This window comes from Brevundimonas sp. TWP2-1, assembly GCF_049897645.1.
GTDB lineage: Bacteria > Pseudomonadota > Alphaproteobacteria > Caulobacterales > Caulobacteraceae > Brevundimonas.
Map to the genome: position 1 here is coordinate 1,216,957 of NZ_JAFCWR010000002.1, position 19,487 is coordinate 1,236,443.

Annotated in this window: 18 protein-coding genes; 10 read left to right on the forward strand and 8 right to left on the reverse strand. The window is 66.4% G+C overall.

Annotation, left to right across the window (positions count from 1 at the left end; genetic code table 11):
- Nucleotides 1–43 precede the first annotated feature (43 nt).
- Genes ACP7BH_RS16300 through ACP7BH_RS16310 form a run of 3 tightly spaced genes read right to left on the reverse strand, consistent with a single transcriptional unit; the run spans nucleotide 44 to nucleotide 4,072 of the window.
- Entirely contained in the window at nucleotides 44–1,696 is a 1,653-nt protein-coding gene (locus tag ACP7BH_RS16300) for a 2-oxo acid dehydrogenase subunit E2 (RefSeq protein ID WP_425986916.1), read from the reverse strand.
- Between the two features lies 1 nt (nucleotide 1,697).
- Nucleotides 1,698–2,822 (reverse strand): alpha-ketoacid dehydrogenase subunit beta, encoded by a 1,125-nt coding sequence (locus tag ACP7BH_RS16305; protein ID WP_425986917.1) that lies wholly within the window; start codon nucleotides 2,820–2,822, stop codon nucleotides 1,698–1,700.
- 2 nt (nucleotides 2,823–2,824) lie between these two features.
- Nucleotides 2,825–4,072: a thiamine pyrophosphate-dependent enzyme gene (locus tag ACP7BH_RS16310; protein ID WP_425986918.1), complete on the reverse strand. Its 1,248-nt coding sequence runs from the start codon at nucleotides 4,070–4,072 to the stop codon at nucleotides 2,825–2,827.
- 148 nt (nucleotides 4,073–4,220) lie between these two features.
- Here ACP7BH_RS16310 and ACP7BH_RS16315 point away from each other — a divergent pair, with 148 nt between their 5' ends.
- The 5 genes from ACP7BH_RS16315 (at nucleotide 4,221) to ACP7BH_RS16335 (ending at nucleotide 9,552) form a co-directional block, all read left to right on the forward strand.
- Nucleotides 4,221–4,709, forward strand: coding sequence for an Lrp/AsnC family transcriptional regulator (locus tag ACP7BH_RS16315; RefSeq protein WP_135194232.1), 489 nt, complete (start codon nucleotides 4,221–4,223; stop codon nucleotides 4,707–4,709).
- A 39-nt stretch (nucleotides 4,710–4,748) separates the two neighbouring features.
- The gene (locus ACP7BH_RS16320) at nucleotides 4,749–5,687 is read left to right on the forward strand and encodes a pirin family protein (protein WP_425986919.1); all 939 of its coding nucleotides are present in this window, start codon (nucleotides 4,749–4,751) and stop codon (nucleotides 5,685–5,687) included.
- A 182-nt stretch (nucleotides 5,688–5,869) separates the two neighbouring features.
- Entirely contained in the window at nucleotides 5,870–6,835 is a 966-nt protein-coding gene (locus tag ACP7BH_RS16325) for a WD40 repeat domain-containing protein (protein ID WP_425986920.1), read from the forward strand.
- A complete protein-coding gene (mtgA, locus tag ACP7BH_RS16330; protein WP_425986921.1) occupies nucleotides 6,835–7,530 on the forward strand; it encodes a monofunctional biosynthetic peptidoglycan transglycosylase in 696 nt (231 codons plus the stop codon). The genes ACP7BH_RS16325 and mtgA overlap by 1 nt, the downstream gene beginning before the upstream one ends.
- A 108-nt stretch (nucleotides 7,531–7,638) precedes the next feature.
- The gene (locus tag ACP7BH_RS16335; protein WP_425986922.1) at nucleotides 7,639–9,552 is read left to right on the forward strand and encodes a ubiquitin-activating E1 FCCH domain-containing protein; all 1,914 of its coding nucleotides are present in this window, start codon (nucleotides 7,639–7,641) and stop codon (nucleotides 9,550–9,552) included.
- A gap of 4 nt (nucleotides 9,553–9,556) precedes the next feature.
- Here ACP7BH_RS16335 and ACP7BH_RS16340 read toward each other — a convergent pair whose 3' ends face one another.
- Entirely contained in the window at nucleotides 9,557–10,468 is a 912-nt protein-coding gene (locus ACP7BH_RS16340; protein ID WP_425987090.1) for an isopenicillin N synthase family dioxygenase, read from the reverse strand.
- A gap of 230 nt (nucleotides 10,469–10,698) precedes the next feature.
- On the opposite strand from ACP7BH_RS16340, the gene ACP7BH_RS16345 reads away from it, so the two are divergent.
- The gene (locus tag ACP7BH_RS16345) at nucleotides 10,699–11,373 is read left to right on the forward strand and encodes an OmpA family protein (RefSeq protein ID WP_135194237.1); all 675 of its coding nucleotides are present in this window, start codon (nucleotides 10,699–10,701) and stop codon (nucleotides 11,371–11,373) included.
- A gap of 138 nt (nucleotides 11,374–11,511) precedes the next feature.
- The gene (locus ACP7BH_RS16350) at nucleotides 11,512–11,682 is read left to right on the forward strand and encodes a hypothetical protein (RefSeq protein WP_425986923.1); all 171 of its coding nucleotides are present in this window, start codon (nucleotides 11,512–11,514) and stop codon (nucleotides 11,680–11,682) included.
- A 138-nt stretch (nucleotides 11,683–11,820) separates the two neighbouring features.
- Here the strand turns inward: ACP7BH_RS16350 and ACP7BH_RS16355 are convergent, their stop codons facing one another.
- The 3 genes from ACP7BH_RS16355 to ACP7BH_RS16365 form a co-directional block, all read right to left on the reverse strand.
- The gene (locus tag ACP7BH_RS16355) at nucleotides 11,821–12,978 is read right to left on the reverse strand and encodes an OmpA family protein (RefSeq protein WP_425987091.1); all 1,158 of its coding nucleotides are present in this window, start codon (nucleotides 12,976–12,978) and stop codon (nucleotides 11,821–11,823) included.
- Nucleotides 12,979–13,237: 259 nt separating this feature from the next.
- The gene (locus tag ACP7BH_RS16360; protein ID WP_425986924.1) at nucleotides 13,238–13,693 is read right to left on the reverse strand and encodes a MaoC family dehydratase; all 456 of its coding nucleotides are present in this window, start codon (nucleotides 13,691–13,693) and stop codon (nucleotides 13,238–13,240) included.
- A gap of 61 nt (nucleotides 13,694–13,754) precedes the next feature.
- On the reverse strand, nucleotides 13,755–14,735 hold the full coding sequence (locus ACP7BH_RS16365; protein ID WP_425986925.1) for a threonine ammonia-lyase: 981 nt from the start codon (nucleotides 14,733–14,735) through the stop codon (nucleotides 13,755–13,757).
- A gap of 57 nt (nucleotides 14,736–14,792) precedes the next feature.
- Here ACP7BH_RS16365 and glpK point away from each other — a divergent pair, with 57 nt between their 5' ends.
- The 3 genes from glpK (at nucleotide 14,793) to ACP7BH_RS16380 (ending at nucleotide 18,626) form a co-directional block, all read left to right on the forward strand.
- Nucleotides 14,793–16,322: a glycerol kinase GlpK gene (gene glpK / locus ACP7BH_RS16370; protein ID WP_425986926.1), complete on the forward strand. Its 1,530-nt coding sequence runs from the start codon at nucleotides 14,793–14,795 to the stop codon at nucleotides 16,320–16,322.
- A gap of 46 nt (nucleotides 16,323–16,368) precedes the next feature.
- Entirely contained in the window at nucleotides 16,369–17,460 is a 1,092-nt protein-coding gene (locus ACP7BH_RS16375; RefSeq protein ID WP_425986927.1) for a phosphotransferase family protein, read from the forward strand.
- Between the two features lie 74 nt (nucleotides 17,461–17,534).
- Entirely contained in the window at nucleotides 17,535–18,626 is a 1,092-nt protein-coding gene (locus tag ACP7BH_RS16380) for a non-reducing end alpha-L-arabinofuranosidase family hydrolase (protein WP_425986928.1), read from the forward strand.
- A 15-nt stretch (nucleotides 18,627–18,641) separates the two neighbouring features.
- Here the strand turns inward: ACP7BH_RS16380 and ACP7BH_RS16385 are convergent, their stop codons facing one another.
- Nucleotides 18,642–19,397, reverse strand: a complete 756-nt coding sequence (locus tag ACP7BH_RS16385; protein WP_425986929.1) for a DUF1223 domain-containing protein — start codon at nucleotides 19,395–19,397, stop codon at nucleotides 18,642–18,644.
- Nucleotides 19,398–19,487: the final 90 nt, after the last annotated feature.

The window sequence follows — 19,487 nt, forward strand, 5'->3', positions numbered from 1 at the left end:
GCCCAAACCACAACGCTGACGATCGGCCCGGCCTTTTTCACGTTCAGCCCATCCACAACGTCGCGGGATGCTCCAACAGCCCCTTGATCCGCTGCACGAAGACCGCCGCATCATGCCCATCTACGATCCGGTGATCGAACGACGACGACAGGTTCATCATCTTGCGCACGACCATCTGGCCGTCCTTGACCACGACCCGTTCGGCGATCTTGTTGGGGCCGACGATGGCGACCTCGGGGTGGTTGATGATCGGAGTGTGGACCACCCCGCCCAGCGTTCCCAACGAGGTGATGGTGATGGTCGAGCCGGACAATTCCTCGCGCTTCGCAGTTCCATCCTTAGCCGCGCCCGAGACGCGGGCGATCTCCAGCGCCGTATCGTAAGGATCGCGCGCCTCGGCGTGGCGGACCACCGGCACCATCAGGCCGTTCGGCGTCTGGGCGGCGATGCCCAGATGGACCGGGGCGTGCTGGGTCAGGACGCCGGCTTCGTCGTCATAGGTGGCGTTGATCTGCGGCTGGTCGCGCAGGGCGACGACGATGGCGCGGGCGATGAAGGGCAGCAGGTTCAGCTTGGGCTGATCCTTGGCCTTCGTGGCGTTCAGGTGGGCGCGCAACTCCTCCAGCGCCGTGACGTCGACCTCCTCCACATAGGTGATGTGGGGAATGCGGCGCACGCTCTCGGCCATCTTCTCCGCGATCTTGCGGCGCAGGCCGATGATGCGGACCTCGGTGGTTCCTTCAGCCTTGGCGTAGGTCGAGGCGCCGCCGGACGGGGCGGACGCCGGTTGCGAACCACCGCGCGCGATGAAGCCGTCCAGATCCTCGTGCGTGATCCGACCGGCCGGGCCGGAACCGGGCACGAAGGTCAGGTCCACGCCCAAATCCCGCGCACGGTTGCGCACGGCGGGTGAAGCGGACGGGCGTTCGCCGGGGGCGCGGCCGGTCAGGGCCGGAACGGGTTTGGACGGGGTAGTCGGAGTCTTCGAAATCGCACTCGGAGTCGTCGAAGTCACAGCGGAATTCGTCGTCGAATTCTCTGCCGGTTTTGGGGCCGGTTTCGACGCCGCGACGGGCGTGGAGACATTGCCCCGACCCTCGACATCGAACGCCACCAGAGGCCCGCCGACCGGCACGGACTTGCCCGCCTCGCCGTACAGGGCGACGACCGTTCCGGCGACCGGCGAGGTGATCTCGACCGTCGCCTTGTCGGTCATGATATCGGCGATGATCTGGTCCTCCTCGACCGCATCCCCGACCTTGACGTGCCATCCGACCAGCTCGGCCTCGGCCGTGCCTTCACCCACGTCGGGCAGTTTGAAGACGTAGTTGCCGGCGGGGGTCGGTGCAGGCGCTTCCGCCTTGGGCTTTTCGGCTTTCGGTGCTTCGACCGGCGTCGGATTCGGCTTGGCGACCACCGGTGCGGATGCGGGCGCGTCCTCTGCATTCCCGCCACCCTCGACCTCGAACTCCACCAGGGGTCCGCGCACCGGCACCATGGCTCCGGGTTCGCCGTGCAGGGCGATGACCTTGCCGCTAACCGGGGCGGTGATCTCGACCGTGGCCTTGTCGGTCATGATGTCGGCGACGATCTGGTCCTCGGCGACGATGTCGCCGATCTTGACGTGCCAGCCGACCAATTCGGCCTCGGCGGTGCCTTCGCCCACGTCGGGCAGTTTGAAGACGAAACGACCCATCTTAACGACCTCCCGTCATGACGCTCTTCAAGGCGTCTGAAACCCGTTGCGGTCCGGGGAAATATTCCCATTCGAAAGCATGCGGATAGGGCGTGTCCCAGCCGGTCACGCGCGCGATGGGCGCCTCCAGGTGATAGAAGCAGCGCTCCTGAACCAGGGCCGACAGTTCGCCGCCGAAGCCCGAGGTCTTGGGCGCCTCGTGCACGATGACGCAGCGGCCGGTCTTCTTCACGCTGGCTTCGATGGTCTCGATGTCTAGCGGCACCAGCGAGCGCAGGTCGATGACCTCGGCGTCCACGCCGGCGTTTTCGGCGCCGGCCAGCGCCACCCAGACCATGGTGCCGTAGGCCAGGATGGTGACGTCGTTCCCTTCGCGCATGACGCGCGCCTTGCCGATGGGCTCGACATATTTGCCCGTCGGAACCTGGGCCAGCTCCTGCGCCTTCCACGGCGAGACCGGCTTTTCGTGCCAGCCGTCGAACGGGCCGTTGTAGAGGCGTTTCGGCTCGAAGAAGACGACCGGATCATCGTCCTCGATGGCGGCGATCAACAGACCCTTGGCGTCATAGGGGTTGCTCGGAATGACGACCTTCAGGCCGGCGATATGGGTGAACAGGCTTTCCGGCGACTGGCTGTGGGTCTGGCCGCCGAAGATGCCGCCGCCGTAGGGCGAACGCACCACGATGGGGCTGGTGAACTGGCCGCCCGAGCGATAGCGCATCTTGGCGGCTTCGGAGACGATCTGGTCGTAGGCCGGATAGATGTAGTCGGCGAACTGGATCTCGACCACCGGGCGCAGGCCGTAGGCGCCCATGCCGATGGCGGCGGCGACGATGCCGCATTCGCTGATCGGGGCGTCGAAACTGCGGGTCAGGCCGTGCTTCTGCTGCAGTTTGTCGGTGACGCGGAAGACCCCGCCGAAATAGCCGGCGTCCTCACCGAACGACAGGACATTGGCGTCCTCGCTCATCTTGACGTCGATGGCCGAGTTCAGGGCCTGGATCATGTTCATCGGCTGTATGCCCGAGCCAGTCGCTTCCGAGGCGGGGGCGGCGTTCTGGTCGACCATGTCCGGCTCGACGCCGTCGTTGCGATCGGCGTCGGTGAAGGTGGTTTGCTCGCTCATGGTCAGACCCCCACCTCGCGGCGCTGTTCGATCAGCCGCCAGTCTTCGGTCGCATAGACCTCTTCGAACATCGTCTTCACGCTGGGGCGCGACTGGCCCAGGGTCCCGATGGCTTCGGATTCCTTGCCGGCGGCGCGGACCTGTTCGACCGCCTCGCGCAGGGCCGTGGCTTGGCGTTCGTCGTCCCATTCGCCGATCACGGTCAGGTGCTGGCGCAGACGGTCCAGCGGATCGCCCAACGGCCATTTCTCGTGTTCGTCGCCGGGGCGATAGCGGCCGGGATCGTCGGAGGTCGAGTGCGGGGCGCCGCGATAGGTGAACAGTTCGATCACCGTCGCCCCCTGGTTCGACCGGGCGCGCTCCTCGGCCCACTGGGTCGCCGCCCACACCGCCAGGAAGTCGTTGCCGTCCACCCGCAGGGCCGGCAAGCCGTAGCCGATGGCCTTGGAGGCGAAGGTGGTCTCAAGACCGCCGGCGATGCCCTGGAAGGAGCTGATGGCCCACTGGTTGTTGACGATGTTCAGGATGACCGGGGCGCGATAGACGGAGGCGAAGGTCAGGGCGTTGTGGAAGTCGCCCTCGGCCGTGGCGCCGTCGCCGATCCAGCTGATGGCGATCTTGTCGTCGCCCTTGTAGGCGCTGGCCATGGCCCAGCCGACCGCCTGGGGCACCTGGGTGCCCAGATTGCCGCTGATGGTGAAGAAGCCATAATCCTTGGCTGAATACATGATCGGCAGTTGGCGGCCTTTGATCGGGTCCGCCGCGTTCGAATAGATCTGGTTCATCATCTCGACCAGCGGATAGCCGCGCGCGATCAGCAGACCCTGCTGGCGATAGGTCGGAAAGCCCATGTCCTCGCGCGACAGCAGCATGCCCTGGGCGACCGCAATGGCCTCCTCGCCGGTGCACTTCATATAGAAGCTGGTCTTGCCCTGGCGGTGGGCGCGGTGCATCCGGTCGTCGAAGGCGCGGGTCAGGATCATGGCCTTGAGGCCGCGACGCAGGGTCTCGGGATCCAGACGCGGGTTCCACGGACCGACGGCATTGCCCTCGTCGTCCAGCACCCGAATCAGACGGAAGGCCAGATCGCGCATCTCGTACGGCGTCGATCCGACCTCGGGCCGTTCGACCACGCCGGCGGGGTCCATCAGCAGGTGGCTGAAGTCCGGCGCATCGCCGGGTCGGCCGGACGGTTCCGGCACGCGCAATGACAGGGGCTGACTGTTCTTTTTCACGTTTTCGTCGTTCATGCGGGCGTCCATATCCATTCGGGGTCCGTCCGTGTTTCCTCTGGACGTGTGATAACACGGCCCCTAAGCAGGTGCTCGCTCAAATTGACCTTGCACAATCCCGATATCGGGTATTTTATTTCGCGATAATCATAATCGGAGAAACGCATTGGCCGACGAACTCGACCCCATCGACGCCCGCATCCTGGATATCCTGCAGCAAGACGCCGGGCTGTCGGTCGCGGAGGTCGCGGATCGCGTCGGACTGTCGGCCTCGCCCTGCTGGCGGCGGATCAAGCGGCTGGAAGATTCCGGCCTGATCACCAAGCGGGTCACCCTGCTGAACGCGCAACTGCTGGGCCTGGACTTCGAGGTCTACGCCATAGTCAAGCTGATGCTGCCCTCGGCCGACAATCTGAACCTGTTCGAAGCCGCCGTGGCCAAATGGCCGGAGGTGGTCCAGTGCGCCACCATCACCGGGCGCGAGGACTATGTGCTGCGCATCATCACCTCGGACATGCACGCCTTCGACCTGTTCCTGCGCGAGAAACTGCTGGCCCTGGGCATCGTCTCGGACTGCGAAAGCCACATCGTCACGCGCGGCGTGAAGAATGTGACCGCCCTGCCTCTTGGCATCATCACGCCTCACGTCGGATAACGTCGCTCAGGCGGGCCGATCCGCCTGAGGACCACGACCATGATCGAACTGGTGATCGACGCGCGCCGCAAGGACCTGGGCGGGTTCGAGGTCGGGCGCGTCCTGCCCTTCCATTCGCGCCGGATGGTCGGGCCCTTCATCTTCCTGGACCAAATGGGGCCGGCCGAGTTCGCAGCCGGCGCCACGGCCATCGACGTGCGGCCGCATCCGCATATCGGCCTGTCGACCCTGACCTATCTGTTCGAGGGCGAGATCATGCACCACGACAACCTCGGCTATGATCAGGCGATCCGGCCGGGCGAGGTCAACTGGATGACGGCCGGCAAGGGCATCGTCCATTCCGAACGCACCGATCCGCTGAGAAAGAGCACCGGCGGGCCGATGCACGGGATGCAGGCCTGGGTCGCCCTGCCCGACGAGGCCGAGGACATCGATCCGGCCTTCCATCACCTGGGCGAGGACGCCCAGCCTGCATACGAGAACGGCGGCCTGTTCGCGCGTCTGGTCGCCGGCGAAGCCTACGGCGCCAAGGCCGCCGTGCCTGTCTCTTCGCCGCTGTTCTATATACATTGGGAGCTTCAGCCTGGCGTCCGCACCGCCCCGCCGTCCGGCAAGGGCGCCGGCGGCATGAGCGAGCGCGCCCTCTATGTGGCCAAGGGCGCCATCGAGGTCGGCGACCGCACCTTCCACGAGGGTCAGATGATCGTGCTGGAGCCGACCGCCGAACCGACCGTAAAGGCCCTGGTCCAGTCGACCGTCATGGTGCTGGGCGGCGAGCCGGTGGGCGAGCGGCTGATCTGGTGGAACTTCGTCGCCTCCAGCCAGGCCCGCATCGATCAGGCCAAGGCCGACTGGAAGGCCGGTCGCATGACCCTGCCACACGCCGACGACCTGGAGTTCATCCCCCTGCCCGACGAACCAGCCAAGGCCCAGGCCGCCCCGGCGCCGGTCGAGCCCAAGCCGACCGACCCGGTCTAGCCTTTTCCCTCCCCTTCATGGGGAGGGGCGGCGAAGCGTAGCCGGGGTGGGGAAGTCATGGACCTCGCTGACGCCCTTACGGACCCCACCCTGATCGCTGCGCGATCGTCCCTCCCCATGAAGGGGAGGGAGAATAAAAGCCGCTATTTGCCCCCGCTCCCGCAACCCGCTAACGCGTCCGCATGAACTTCGATTTCGACGCCCAGGTCACCGCCGCCCTGTTCGACAACGCCGGCGCCGTCTTCGCTCTCGGCGACGGCTCTGTCCGGTTCGAGGACCGCACGCGGGTCGAGGCCCACGACGGGGCCGTGCTGTGCGCCTGCGTCCACCCGTCCGGCGACGGGATCGTCACCGGCGGCGACGACGGCAAGGTCGTCTGGAGCCGCCGCGACGAGGATCCGGCCGTCCTGGCTACGGCCAAAAATCAGTGGATCGACGCCATCGACGCCTCGCCGGCTTCAGGCCTGATCGCCTTCTCCTTTGGCCGCACCTTGTCGGTGATCGACCCCAACGATGTCGGTTTCCGCCGCGACTTCCAGCACGAGCGCACCGTCTCCGGCGTCGCCTTCGAGCCCAAGGGCCGACGCATCGCGACCTCGACCTATGGCGGGGCGGCGCTGTGGTATGCGCGGATAGAGAAACAACAACCCGTAAGACTGGCCTGGGCTGGATCGCACACCGGCGTCGCCTTCTCGCCCGACGGCGCCTTCGTCGTCACCACCATGCAGGACAACCAGATGCACGGCTGGCGCATCAAGGACGCCAAGAACCTGCGCATGGGCGGCTATCCGGGCAAGGTCCGGTCGATGGCCTTCCTGGCCAATGGTCAGCTGATGGCGACCTCCGGCGCACAGGGCGCGGTCCTGTGGCCCTTCATCGGATCGAACGGGCCTATGGGCCGCGAGGCGACCGAGATCGGTTATGACGACACCACCCTGGTCAATCTGGTCTCGGCCCGCGCCGACCAAGGCTTGCTGGCCGCCGGCCTGACCGACGGTCGGGTCTGGGTGGCGCATCCGGCCGCCCAGGGGCTGAACTTCGTCAAGGCCGAGAAGGGGCCGGCCATCGTCGCCCTGTCGCTCAGCCCCGCCGTCGACAAGGTCGCCTGGGCCGACGAGGACGGCGCCGCCGGCGTGATCATTCTCTGATGGCCAAGGGTCGCAAGAGCTGGCGTCGGGTCCTGCTGACCGCCCTTCTGGTTCTGGCCCTGATCCCGGTCGCCGGCGTGCTGATCGTCGCCGTCGCGCCGCCGCCACCGACAATCCTGATGCTGCGTCAGCTCGCTCGCGGCGAGGGGATGGATTACCAGTGGCGCGGCCTGAACCAGATCTCGCCCAACCTGGTGAACGCCGCCATCGCCGCCGAGGACGCCCGTTTCTGCAGCCACCACGGCTTCGACATGGAGGCGATCCAGAAGGCGCTGGATCATAACGCCGAGGGCGGACGCATCCGGGGCGGATCGACCATCAGCCAGCAGACGGCCAAGAACGTCTTCCTGTGGCCGGGCCGCGACTGGGTCCGCAAGGGCCTGGAGGCGGGCTACACCGTGCTGATCGAGACGGTCTGGTCCAAGCGTCGGATCATGGAGGTCTATCTGAACGTGGTGGAATGGGCGCCCGGCGTATATGGCGCCCAGGCCGCCTCGCGCCACTGGTTCGGCAAGGACGCCCGCGACCTGAGCCCGCGCGAGGCCGCGCGTCTGGCCGCCATCCTGCCCGCCCCGCGCCGTTACCAGGCGGCGGCGCCCGGTCCCTATGTCCGCAGAAGGGCGTCACGCGTCCAGGCGGCCATGGGCACGGTGCGCAACGAAGGACTGAACGCCTGCGTCGTCGGCCAGGGTTGACGCCAAAGGCCTGGTTAACCGTTCCCCTTGAGGCTTCCCTTAACCGCCCGATGGCACACTGCGGTCATTCGGGCGGTATATGGGCGATCTGCGCCCTCGGGGATGATCTTGGCGCAAGCTTTCACACTGATCGGCAAAGCTGTTCGAAGCCTGCGCAATCTGGCGGCGCGCCTGTCGTCCGACCGGGGCGGCAATGTCGTGATGATATTCGCTCTGGTGATGCCGGCCCTGATCATGATCACCCTGGGCGGGATCGACATCAATCGCATCACCACGGTCAAGGCCCGCGTTCAGGACGCCCTGGACGCCGCCGCCCTGGCCGCCGCACGGTCTTCCTACACCGATCCCGATGACCTGCAGGCTGTGGCCGTGGTGGCGCTGCGAGCCAATCTGCGAAACGCCTCGGTCGAGCCGTTCGCCGACGATGCCGTCAAGATCGTCCTGACCAAGGATCAGTTGATCGTCGCCGACATACGGGTTCAGGTGAAGACCCTGGTCGCCAATGTCTTCCTGCCGCCCTACGGCAAGATCCTGGACGACACCTTGCCGGTCAGCGTCCACTCCGAGGTCAATCGGTCGTCCAAGGACATCGAGGTCTCGCTGGTTCTCGACATCACCGGATCGATGGCCAGCAACAACCGCATCGGCGATCTGAAGAATGCGGCGAAGCAGTTGATTGAGCTGGTGGTCCAGCCGGCCGCCAAACAGACCCCCTACTATTCGCGCATGGCCATCGTCCCCTATTCGATCGGGGTCAATTTGGGGACCCGAGCCGACGGCGCCCGCGGCCCGTCGGTTGCGGCGACCAATATCACCGGGGCGTCCTGGGCGGCGGCGGCGGCGAAGTCGATCGGCGGCATTACCCGCGCCTCGCCCGGCGTGGTCACCGCCAATGGACATGGGCTGGCCACCAATGATTACGTCTGGATCAGCAGCGTCGGCGGCATGACTCAGATCAACAACCGCGCCTATCGCGTAGTTCGAATCGACGCCAACAAGGTCTCACTCCAGTACCAGTCCGGTGGAAATTGGTACGCGCTGAATACGAACAGCGGCTACAGCAGCTACAGCTCCGGCGGACAGATCCGTAAATGCACTCGCGAAGACTGTTTCGTCACCGTCACCTCGCGAAACCACGGCCTGTCAGAGGACGAGGGCGTCCAGATCGCCGGCGTCAACGGAATGACGGCGCTGAACACCACGAATGACGGCCTCTATGAAGTCTTCGAGAAGACATCCAACGACGCCTTCGTCCTGCCTGTCGCCGGCGCCGCCTATGCCGATTACACCAATAGCGGAACGGTCCAGTGCGGACGTGACGGATGCGCCAAACGCGTCTTCCGGGATGCGCAGTACAATCGCCTGACCGTCTTCGACAACACAAGCTGCGTCAGCGAGCGGGCGGGCTCGTCAGCCTATGCCGACACTTCTCCCAGCTCTGCCCATGCCGGGCGCAACTACGCCTCGCCGCGCAATCCTTGTCCCGCCGCCACGATCCAGCCGCTAACGTCAAACATCGACACCCTGACGACTCTGGTCAACGGCCTGAAAGTCACCGGGTCGACAGCGGGTCAGATCGGTCTGGCCTGGGGCTGGTACACGGTGTCGGACCAGTTCAACGGCCTGTGGTCGTCCAATACCGCCGCCGCCTATGCGCCCAACAAGGTTTTGAAGGCCGTGATCCTGATGACGGACGGCGAGTTCAACACCCCCTACTGTGGCGGCGTCATCGCGCGCGACGCAGGGTCCGGTTCGGGCAACCTCTATGACAAGATCGCTTGCGATGCGACCAACGGCGACCCGTTCGACCAGGCGGCCCAGCTCTGCGCCGGCATGAAAGCCAAGAACATCATCGTCTATACGGTCGGCTTTTCGATCACGCCCGGCAGCGAAGCCGCGACCATCCTGAGGACCTGCGCGACCGACAAGGACAAGGCCTTCCTGCCTCAGTCCGGCGCCGACCTGTCCAGCGACTTCCAGGCCATCGGTCGCGACATCACCCGCCTCCGGATTTCCCGCTGACGCCCTACAGCAGCCGGATTTCCCGCAGGCGTTCGGTCAGATAGTCCTCGGCTAGGATCGTCTTGCCCGCATAGCGGTCAGGGTTGTCCGGCGTGATGGCGCTGGGCAGGGTCTCGATCGGGAAGTCCGGGTTGAAGTGCAGGAAGAAGGGCGTCGAATAGCGGGCGAAGCCGCGACGTTCCGGCGCCGGGTTGACCACGCGGTGGGTCGTCGACGGCAGGACGTGGTTCGTCAGGCGCTGCAGCATGTCGCCAATATTGACGACCAGGGCGCCGGGCGGCGGCGCGATGTCCAGCCAGCTGCCGTCTTTCTCCTTGAGCTGAAGGCCCGCCTCCTCGGCGCCCAGCAGCAGGGTGATGACGTTGATGTCTTCGTGCGCGCCGGCCCGGACGCCGGGCGCATCGGCCGGGACCGGCGGATAGTGCAGCATGCGCAGAACGCTGTTGCCCATCTCGACCTTGTCCGCAAAGAAGTCGTCGCCCAGCTTCAGATAGCGGGCGATGGCGCGCAGGATCTTGGCGCCCAGGGCGTCCAGATCCTCGAACATCCCATACAGGTGCGGCTTGAAGCCCTCGATCTCGGTCGGCCAGACGTTGTCGCGCATGTAGCGGCGATAGGGATGCCCTTCAGGCAGCTCGCGACCGACGTGCCAGAACTCCTTCAGGTCTACGGCATTCGCGCCCTTGGCCGCCTCGACCCCAAACGGCGTCAGCCCGCGCGCGCCGCCCGTTCCCGGCTGATGATACTGGCGCTTCACCTCCTCAGGCAGGGCGAAGAAGGCCTTGGCGTCGTCGATGGCGGCGTGGATACGCGCCTCGTCCAGACCGTGGTCGGCCACCACCGCAAAGCCGTATCGCGAGAAGGATGCGCCCAGGGCGTCGCTGAACGCCTGGAAGTCAGCGTCATACTGGGTCATCGAAACCGGCTGGATCGCGCGGTCGGCGGCAGGGCTGTCGTTCTGGGTCGCGCTCACGGGCGTCGTCCTCGGTCTGGGGATGTGCGGCGGTTCCCATACCCCTAATCCAGCGGCTTGTCAGTTCATCGTCAAACGGGAGCACGGACACCGTTCACGCGCCATACAGCTTGGAACCTTCACAGTAAGCATACGTTTCCGCGCCAGATCATATTCACGAAGAGGACCATTCCATGCGCGCCAAGATCATCGTCGCCAGCGTCTCGATCGCCGCCCTGCTGGGCGCCGCCGCCTGCACCACGACCGACCCCTATCGCTCGGGTCCCGTTCGCAACAACACCGGGACCGGCGCCATCGCCGGGGCTCTGGGCGGCGCGCTGCTGGGCTATCTGACCAATACGTCCAACGGCGAACAGGGCCGCAAGAACGCCCTGATCGGCGCTGGCGTCGGCGCCTTGGGCGGTGCGGCCGTGGGCCAGTATATGGACCGCCAGCAACGCGCCATGGAAGCCGAACTGTCCGGCTCCGGCGTCGGTGTCGCACGCCAGGGCGACGTCCTGGTTCTGCGCATGCCGTCGGACGTGACCTTCGCCACCAACCAGTCCTCGATCGATCCGCGCTTCCTGCCCGTGCTCGACGACGTGGCGCGCGTGCTGCAGCAGTATGACCAATCGACGGTGGATGTGATCGGCCACACCGATTCTTCGGGCGGCGATGCGATCAACCAGCCCCTGTCCGAACGCCGCGCCAGCAGCGTCGCTTCCGAACTGGTGCGTCGCGGCGTGATCGCCCAGCGCCTCTATGTCGCGGGAGAGAGCGCACGCAATCCGGTGGCTTCGAACGCTACGGCGGAAGGCAAGGCCCAGAACCGTCGCGTCGAAATCCTGATCCGTCCGTTCACCGGCTGATCGACAGCGGCATTTGAAGACTAGACAGAGGGCGGCGCCACGAGGCGCCGCCCTTTCTTTGTTCAATCACAGGCTTCGTGATTTGCGCGCAATCGCACGCCATGGTTCTCGACGTCATCGGATCATGGGAACGACGCAGTGACGCCTGAGGATCGGGAGTTCGGGCACGGCCTGAAGCTGACCGCCATCGCGGTGATCAGCGCCGTCCTGACGGCGACCTTCGTCATCGGCGCTGGCCAGGCGCTCTTGAGCGCCTCCAAGCCGATCATAATGCCACAAGCAACCGTCTCGCACGCATCTGCAGACTGACCCCGCTCCCGTAATCCTGAAGACTTCTACGGCACAGAAAAAACGCCGCCTCCTTTTGGAAGCGGCGTTCTATCTTTCGACGACTTCAAAGTCCGAAGATCGACCCGGAGATAAGTCCGGGCCGACCCCTCAGAGGTCTTAGAAGTTGATATCGATGGTCGCGCGGCGGTTGAGCGGTTCACGCACACCGTCGGCGGTCGGCTTGGCCAGGTTGGTTTCGCCCTTGCCGTCGAGGGCGATGACGCCGCCGTTGACGCCTGCAGCAACCAGCGAGTCCGCGACGGTGCGCGAACGGCGGTTGGACAGACCCAGGTTATAGGCGGCCGAACCCGAGGTATCGGTGTAGCCGACGATCACGACGCGCGTCGGACGACCCGACTTGGCGTAGTTGGCGGCTTGCGTCACGACCGAGCGGGCTTCCGCGGTCAGGTCCGAGCGATCCCAGTCGAAGTAGACGACGAACTGGCGAGGCGTCGGGGTCTGAGCGACCGGCGCCGGGGGCGGCGGGGGCGGAGGAGGCGGCGGGGGCGGAGGCGGCGGGGGCGGGGGCGGGGGAGCCATTTCTTCCGCACCGAAGCTGTAGCGCAGACCCAAGGTCACGGTGTGCGACTGATCGTAGTCGCCGTCCCATTCGCCGAACTGCGTGGCGCCGGCGCCCGTGCCGACCGTCGTCGAGGCGAACGAAGCGTCGCCCGTCAGATAGCGGTAGGTCAGGTCGATGTTGGCGCGGTCGCTGATGGCCCAGGCCAGACCGGCGATCGCCTGAGCGGCGAACTTGGTCGAGCTGTCGTCAGCGGCGAAGGTGGCGAGACGGTTGGCACGCAGAGCGCCGACCGTGTTCGTATCGACGCGGTTCACACCAGCGCCCAGGCCGACGAAGGGACGAACGCCCCAGTATTCGAAGCCAAAGTCATAGATGACGTTGGCCATCAGGGTGGCGGACTCGATGTCGCCTTCGGGCGAGAAGCAGCCGCCCGTCGCCGGGGTCAGGTTGCAGAGGCCTTGCGTGCCGGAAACGGCACGGACCTTGCCGATGTCGCCCGAGCGATAGCCGCCTTCGAGTTCAACGCGCCAGTTGGGGTTGAAGCGGTAGCCGAGACGGGCGAACGCCGCCCAGCCGTCGTTCACTTCATAGTTCCACGACGCGCCGGTCGTGGACGACTCGGCGTTGATGTCGTCGATCATGTGGTAGCCGGCGTCGATGGCGCCGTACCAGCCGTTGGGTTCTGCCGACGCAGCACCAGCCGACAGGGCCAAGGCGGCCGCTGCGCTGGACGCCAGCACGAAAGTCTTCATACGCATAGGGGGGTATCCCTCCGCCTCTGTTAAGTAGGGGGCGGGTCTACCGCCTGCGCGGGTCTTACCAGCCTTGCCTTAGAAGGTCGAGGCGGAAACGTGACCGAAGGCGCTTCAACATCTCATACCGTGGCGTTGATGATACAGGTAAATTTGGCGCTTCAGCTACAAATTGTTAACATTCGGCCGTTCACGCGTCACAATCGGCGAAGGTGCGGGCGATCACTTGTCCGAGCAATGCCAAGCCACGCGCACCGCCTTAAGCCTGCAGGATTTGCATCCCGAGCCATTCGGCGATCAAAGCCGGCTTGTCACCACCTTCGATCTCCACGTTTAGTTCGTGCTTCAACAGCCAGCGACCGCCCCCCTTGTCTTCGGCGGACAGCAGTTTGAATCGGCCTCGGATGCGTGATCCTGCCAGGACAGGGGCCAGAAACCTCAGCTTGTCGAATCCGTAGTTGACACCCATCACGACCCCGTCAAGCGGCGCAACCGCATCGTAGCTCATGGCGGATGCCAGGCTCAGAGTCAGGAACCCATGCGCAATGGTTCCGCCGAACGGCGTCGCCTTGGCGGCCTCGGGATCGACATGGATGAACTGGTGATCCTCGGTGCAGTCGGCGAAGGCGTCGATCCGGGCCTGGGTGACGTCGAACCATTTCGACACCCCGACCTCCTGGCCGATCAGTCCCTGAAGTTCGCTGGCCCTGGTCATGGCGTCCACCCTTTATTGCTTTGAGGCGAGGTTGGCCGACCGGCACGACGAAGGAAAGCCCTCAACCGCCGAAGCGCCCTTCGATGATCTCGGCGTACAGGGTCGGATCGACATTGCCGCCCGACAGGATGATCGCCGTCGTCAGCCCTTCCGTTCCGATCTTTCCGGCTAACAGGGCGGCCAGAGAAACCGCGCCTCCAGGCTCGATGACCAGCTTCAGATGGCGAAAGGCGAACCGCACAGCCTCGGCCACTTCCGCGTCGGACATGGTGATCGCGCCCGCCAGTCGCCGGTTGATCGGCCAGGTCAGAACGCCCGGCATCGGCGACATCAGAGCGTCGCAGATCGACGGCGCGCCTTGCGGATGCCCGACGCGCTCGCCCGCCGCCAGCGACCGCGCAGTGTCGTCGAAGGCCTCGGGCTCGACCACGAACACCCGCGTCGAAGGGCTGCGTTCAGCCATGACCAGATTGATCCCGGCCATCAGCCCGCCGCCTGAGGCGCCGCACAGCAGTTGGTCGAAAGGTGCGTCGGCCTGATCCAGCATTTCCAGAGCCGTCGTCCCCTGCCCCTCGATGATGAAGGGATCGTCGAACGGCGGAACCAGGATGGAGGCGCGCTCGGCGGCGATGGCGGCGCCGATTTCCTCGCGGCTCTCGGTCCAGCGGTCGTAAAGCCGCACCTCGCCGCCGAAGCCGATCACACCCTCGACCTTCACCTGGGGCGAGTCCGAGGGCATGACGATGATCGCCGGCGCGCCGACCATGGCGGCGGCAGCGGCCACGCCCTGCGCATGGTTGCCGGACGAGAAGGCGACGACGCCGCGCGTCTTCTCATCATCCGTCAGCCGACTGATGCGGTTATAGGCGCCGCGGAACTTGAAGGCCCCGGCCCGTTGCAGGTTTTCCGCCTTCATCAGGACCCGACCGCCGACGACGGCGTTCAGGGCAGGGCTTTCGAGCAGCGGCGTGCGGACGGCGACGCCGTCGATCTGACGGGCGGCGTCGAGGACGCCTTCATAGCTGGGCAGGTGCGTCGTCATATGCTCCCCTTAACCCAAGGTCCGAGCGCCGCGTAAGGCGTCCAAGGGAGAAACGTCTTGAGCCTCATACTCGCCATCGACCAGGGCACGACCTCGACCCGCGCCATCGCCTTCGAGGTCGCGCCTCAAGCAGCGCGAAGCGCGGTAGGCGAAAAGCATCAGGATTTGCGCCCCGTCGCCGTCAGCCACATCGAGCTGGCCCAGCATTTCCCCAAGTCCGGCTGGGTCGAACACGATGCCGCCGAGATCTGGACCGCGACCCTTCAGACCTGCCGCGAAGTGGTGCGAAAGGCCGGTGGGGTCGGCCGGTTCGCCGCCATCGGCATCACGAACCAGCGCGAAACGGCGGTGATCTGGGATGCATCGACCGGCGAGCCCCTGCACCGCGCCATCGTCTGGCAGGATCGCCGCACCGCCGACGTCACCGCCCGCCTGACCGCCGAGGGTCATGAGCCCATGGTCCAGGCGGCGACAGGCCTGATTCTGGACCCCTATTTTTCGGCGACCAAGTTCGCCTGGCTGCTGGACGCCGTGCCGGGATCACGCGAGCGGGCGGCCAAGGGCGAGGTCAAGCTGGGTACGATCGACGCCTGGCTGATCTGGAAACTGACCGGCGGTCGGGTCCACGCCACCGATGCGACCAATGCGTCCCGCACGGCCCTGATGGACCTGAAGACGGTCGAATGGCGCGACGACCTGTGCGCCCTGTTCGGCGTGCCGCGCGAGGTCCTGCCCGTCATCGTCCCTTGCGCGGGCGTCATCGGGGAGACCGATCCGGCGCTGATCGGCCGCGCCCTGCCCATCGCCGGTTCCGCAGGCGATCAGCAGGCGGCCCTGGTCGGACACGGCGCGCTGAAGGCCGGCGACGCCAAGATCACCTATGGCACCGGCGCCTTTCTGGTCGCCAATGTCGGCGCCGAGCCGGTCGCCTCGACGCGGCGGCTGCTGGGCACGCTGGGATACCGGGCCGACGGCGAGACCGCCTATGCGCTGGAGGGGTCGATCTTCTCGGCGGGGTCGGCGATCCAGTGGCTGAGAGACGGGGTCGGGCTGATCTCGGAATCGCGCCAGTCCGAAGCGATGGCGCAGGAGCTACCCGACAACGGCGGGGTCTATATGGTGCCCGGCTTCACCGGCCTGGGCGCACCCTGGTGGGAGCCGGAGGCGCGGGGGACCGTGGTCGGGCTGACGCGGGATTCCGGCCCGGCCCATTTCGTCCGCGCGGCTCTGGAGGCCCTGGCCTATCAGACGCGGGATCTGTTGGACGCCCTGGCCCAGGACGGCGCCCCGCCGCTGAAGACGCTGAAGGTGGACGGCGGCGTCACTGCCAACAGTTTCGCCATGCAGTTCGTCGCCGACATCTGCGAGGTCGAGGTCGAACGCCCGGCCTTCCAGGAGATGACCGCCCTGGGCGCCGCGCGTCTGGCGGCCCTGGGCGTCGGCCTGCTGCCCGATCTGGAGGCCCGACCCGCCGAGGCTCCGGCCTGCTGGAGGCCGCGGATGAAGACCGAGGACCGTGAGCGTCTGCTTTCCGGCTGGCGTCGCGCCGTGAAGGCCGCCATCATCGCCGCGCCGGACCGGGCGTAAGACGCGGGCGGCGTAGGAAACCCCAAAAGACCTGACTGGGCCGCCCATGACCGACGCCTCTTCACTCGACGCCCCCACTCTGGACGCCCAGACCGCCTTTTCCGGCACGCGCGAGGTCGATCCTCGCTATCGGCTGGACGAGACCGCGCTCGACGCCTGGATGACCGCCCATGTCGCGGGCTACGCCGGCCCGCTGGCGGTGCGCCAGTTCAAGGGGGGCCAGTCGAACCCGACCTACGAACTGACGACGCCGGCCAAGAGCTATGTGCTGCGTCGCAAGCCGCCCGGCGTCCTCTTGCCCAGCGCCCATGCCGTGGACCGCGAGTTTCAGGTCATTTCCGCCCTGGCCGCCCAAGGCTTCCCGGTGGCCACACCCCACGCCCTGTGCCTGGACGAGACCGTCATCGGGTCAATCTTCTATGTGATGGACAAGGTCGAGGGGCGGATCTTCTGGGACCTGAAACTTCCCGGCCTGACGCCTGCCGAACGCCGCGCCGTCTATGAGGCCCAGACCGACACCCTGGCCCGTCTGCACGCCTTCGACCCCGCCGCCATCGGCCTGGGCGACTACGGCAAGGCCGGCAACTATTTCGCGCGTCAGGTCGGCCGCTGGACCAAACAGTATCGCGCCTCGGAGACCGAACCCGTCGCCGCCATGGACCGGCTGATCGCCTTCTTGCCCGACAGCCTGCCGCCCGAGGGACCAAGCCGGATCGTCCACGGCGACTTCCGGCTCGACAACATGATCCTGGCGCCGGACCGGGCCGAGGTTCGCGCCGTGCTGGACTGGGAGCTGTCGACCCTGGGCGATCCGATGGCCGACTTCTCCTATCTGCTGATCGCGTGGGCCATCCCGGCCAGCCTGCGCAACGGCCTCGCCGGCGCCGATCTGGAGGCCCTGGGCATCCCGTCCGTCGAGGAGACGGTCGAACGCTACGCCGCCGCGACGGGCATGCGGCCCGCCAATCTGGACTGGCTCTACGCCTACAACCTGTTCCGCCTGGCGGCCATCTGCCAGGGCATCGCCGGCCGTGTCCGCGACGGCACCGCCGCCAGCGCCCACGCCAAGACCATGGCCGCACAAGTCGGCCCGCTCAGCGACGCGGCCTGGGGTTTCGCGAAGAAGGCCGGAGCCTAGCGCGGCGGCTTTACGCAAACACATTCCGTCGATACGCCGGGCGTCATCTGCTGCTTTTCACAGGACGCATGGCGATGATCGCGCTGCCGAAAAGACGTCGATGGACCTGGGCGCTCGCAGCGGCGCTGGCCTTGGTTGTCGTCAAACCCGACCCCACGACAGCGAAGTCGGTCGAAGACGGGACGTCGCTTTCCAAATTCCACTGGCGCTCCTCCGCCCAGATCATCGCACCGAGGGCCGGTGACGGAAACGGGTATTTGGCGCTCAAGGACCCCTCGATCGTCCATGTGGACGGCGAGTATCATGTCTTCATGACCTCGGTCGGGGCCGAGGGCTGGCACATGGCCTATACCCGTTTCACCGACTGGTCGCAGGCGTCGACCGCTCCCATCGTCGATCTGAAACAGTCTGGGATCGGGCCAGGTTACAGAGCCGCCCCGCAGGTGTTCTACTTCGCGCCGCAGAAGCTCTGGTACATGGTCTACCAGAGCGGTCCGCCCGTCTATTCGACGACCGCGACGATCGGTGATCCGTCATCCTGGAGCGCGCCGAAACCCTTCTTCGACCAGGCCCCGGACATCATCAAGGCCGCCACGGGCCAGGAGGCCTGGCTCGACTTCTGGATCATCTGCGACGAGGCGTCCTGCTATCTGTTCAACACGGACGACCACGGCACCCTGTTCCGGTCGCGGACGTCGATCCAGAATTTTCCGGCCAGGTTTGCCGACACACGCCGCGTCATGACCGGGCCGCGAGACGACATCTTCGAAGCCAGCATGCACTACCGGCTGGCCGGCACGAACACCTACCTGACCCTGGTCGAAGCGATCGGACCCCAGGGACGCTATTTCCGCGTTTGGACCAGCGATCGGCTGGATGGCGACTGGCGTCTGCTGGTGGGCAGTCCATCGAATTCCTTCGCCGGGTCGGACAATGTCGTCTTCGACGGCGAGGCCTGGTCTCAGGGCGTATCGCACGGCGAGCTGGTCCGCAGCGGTTATGATCAGACCCTGACGATCGATCCCTGCCAGCCGCTTCAGTTCCTCTATCAGGGCCTGGAGCCGCATGCGCCCGACACGGCCTATATCGACCTGCCCTATCGCCTCGGCCTGCTGACGGCGACCGGACCCAATCCCGTCAGCGCTCTGTGCCCTGCGTCTCCATAAGACGGCGCGCGATCTTCAGTCCCTGACGGCGGCGCCCAGGATGCGTTTGTCGGTCTTGCCCTGGACCAGCACCGCCACCGCCTCGCCGGGACGCACGGGCGGCAGGGTGTAGAGCATGGGGCGGCCGCGCCATTCGCCCAGGCGGGTCACGCCGCGCACGACGTTCATGTGCCGCACGGCCTGGCCGCGGTTTTCGCCCTGGCGGACCTCGACCACCTGGGGACCGGGCGTATAGGTCACCGCCACCACCTCGGCGCCGCCGACGGGCGCGCGGCCGGAGCCGACGCCGACGCCGTTTCCACTCTCGCGGAACTCGATCTGGGGCGGCCAGACCTGGCGCACGGCTTCCTGATCGATGGCGGTTTCAAGTTCGAGGCTGCGGGCGCCGGAGACCTGACGGCGGCCGTCGATCACTACCTGAGGCGTCGAGACGCCGCGTTGGCGCAAGGCGGCGCGATAGGCGCGCTGACGCTGAACGAACTCCGGGCGGGCGAAGGTGTCGGCCCAGCCCAGATAGTCCCAGTAGTCGACGCCGTAGGTCAGGGCGATGACGCCGGGCTGAGCCGCCGCCTTCTCCACTGCCGCATTGGCCTCGACACAGCCGCCGCAGCCTTGGGCGGTGAAGAGCTCGACCACCACCGGCGGGCCGTCGGCTGTAGCTTGACGCGGCGCGAGCGGCGGACGGCTGGCAGCCGGCTGGGCCGCCGAGGCGACGGACAGCAGGGCGCCCGCCATGACCGTGCCCGCGATGATCCAGCCCTTGGTGTTCATGCCGTCGTTCTTAGTCCCCGCGACGCACCGCCGCGCCTCATAATCGCGTGACCCACGGGCTCAAGCGCGCACGGAGCGCGATAGCCCAAA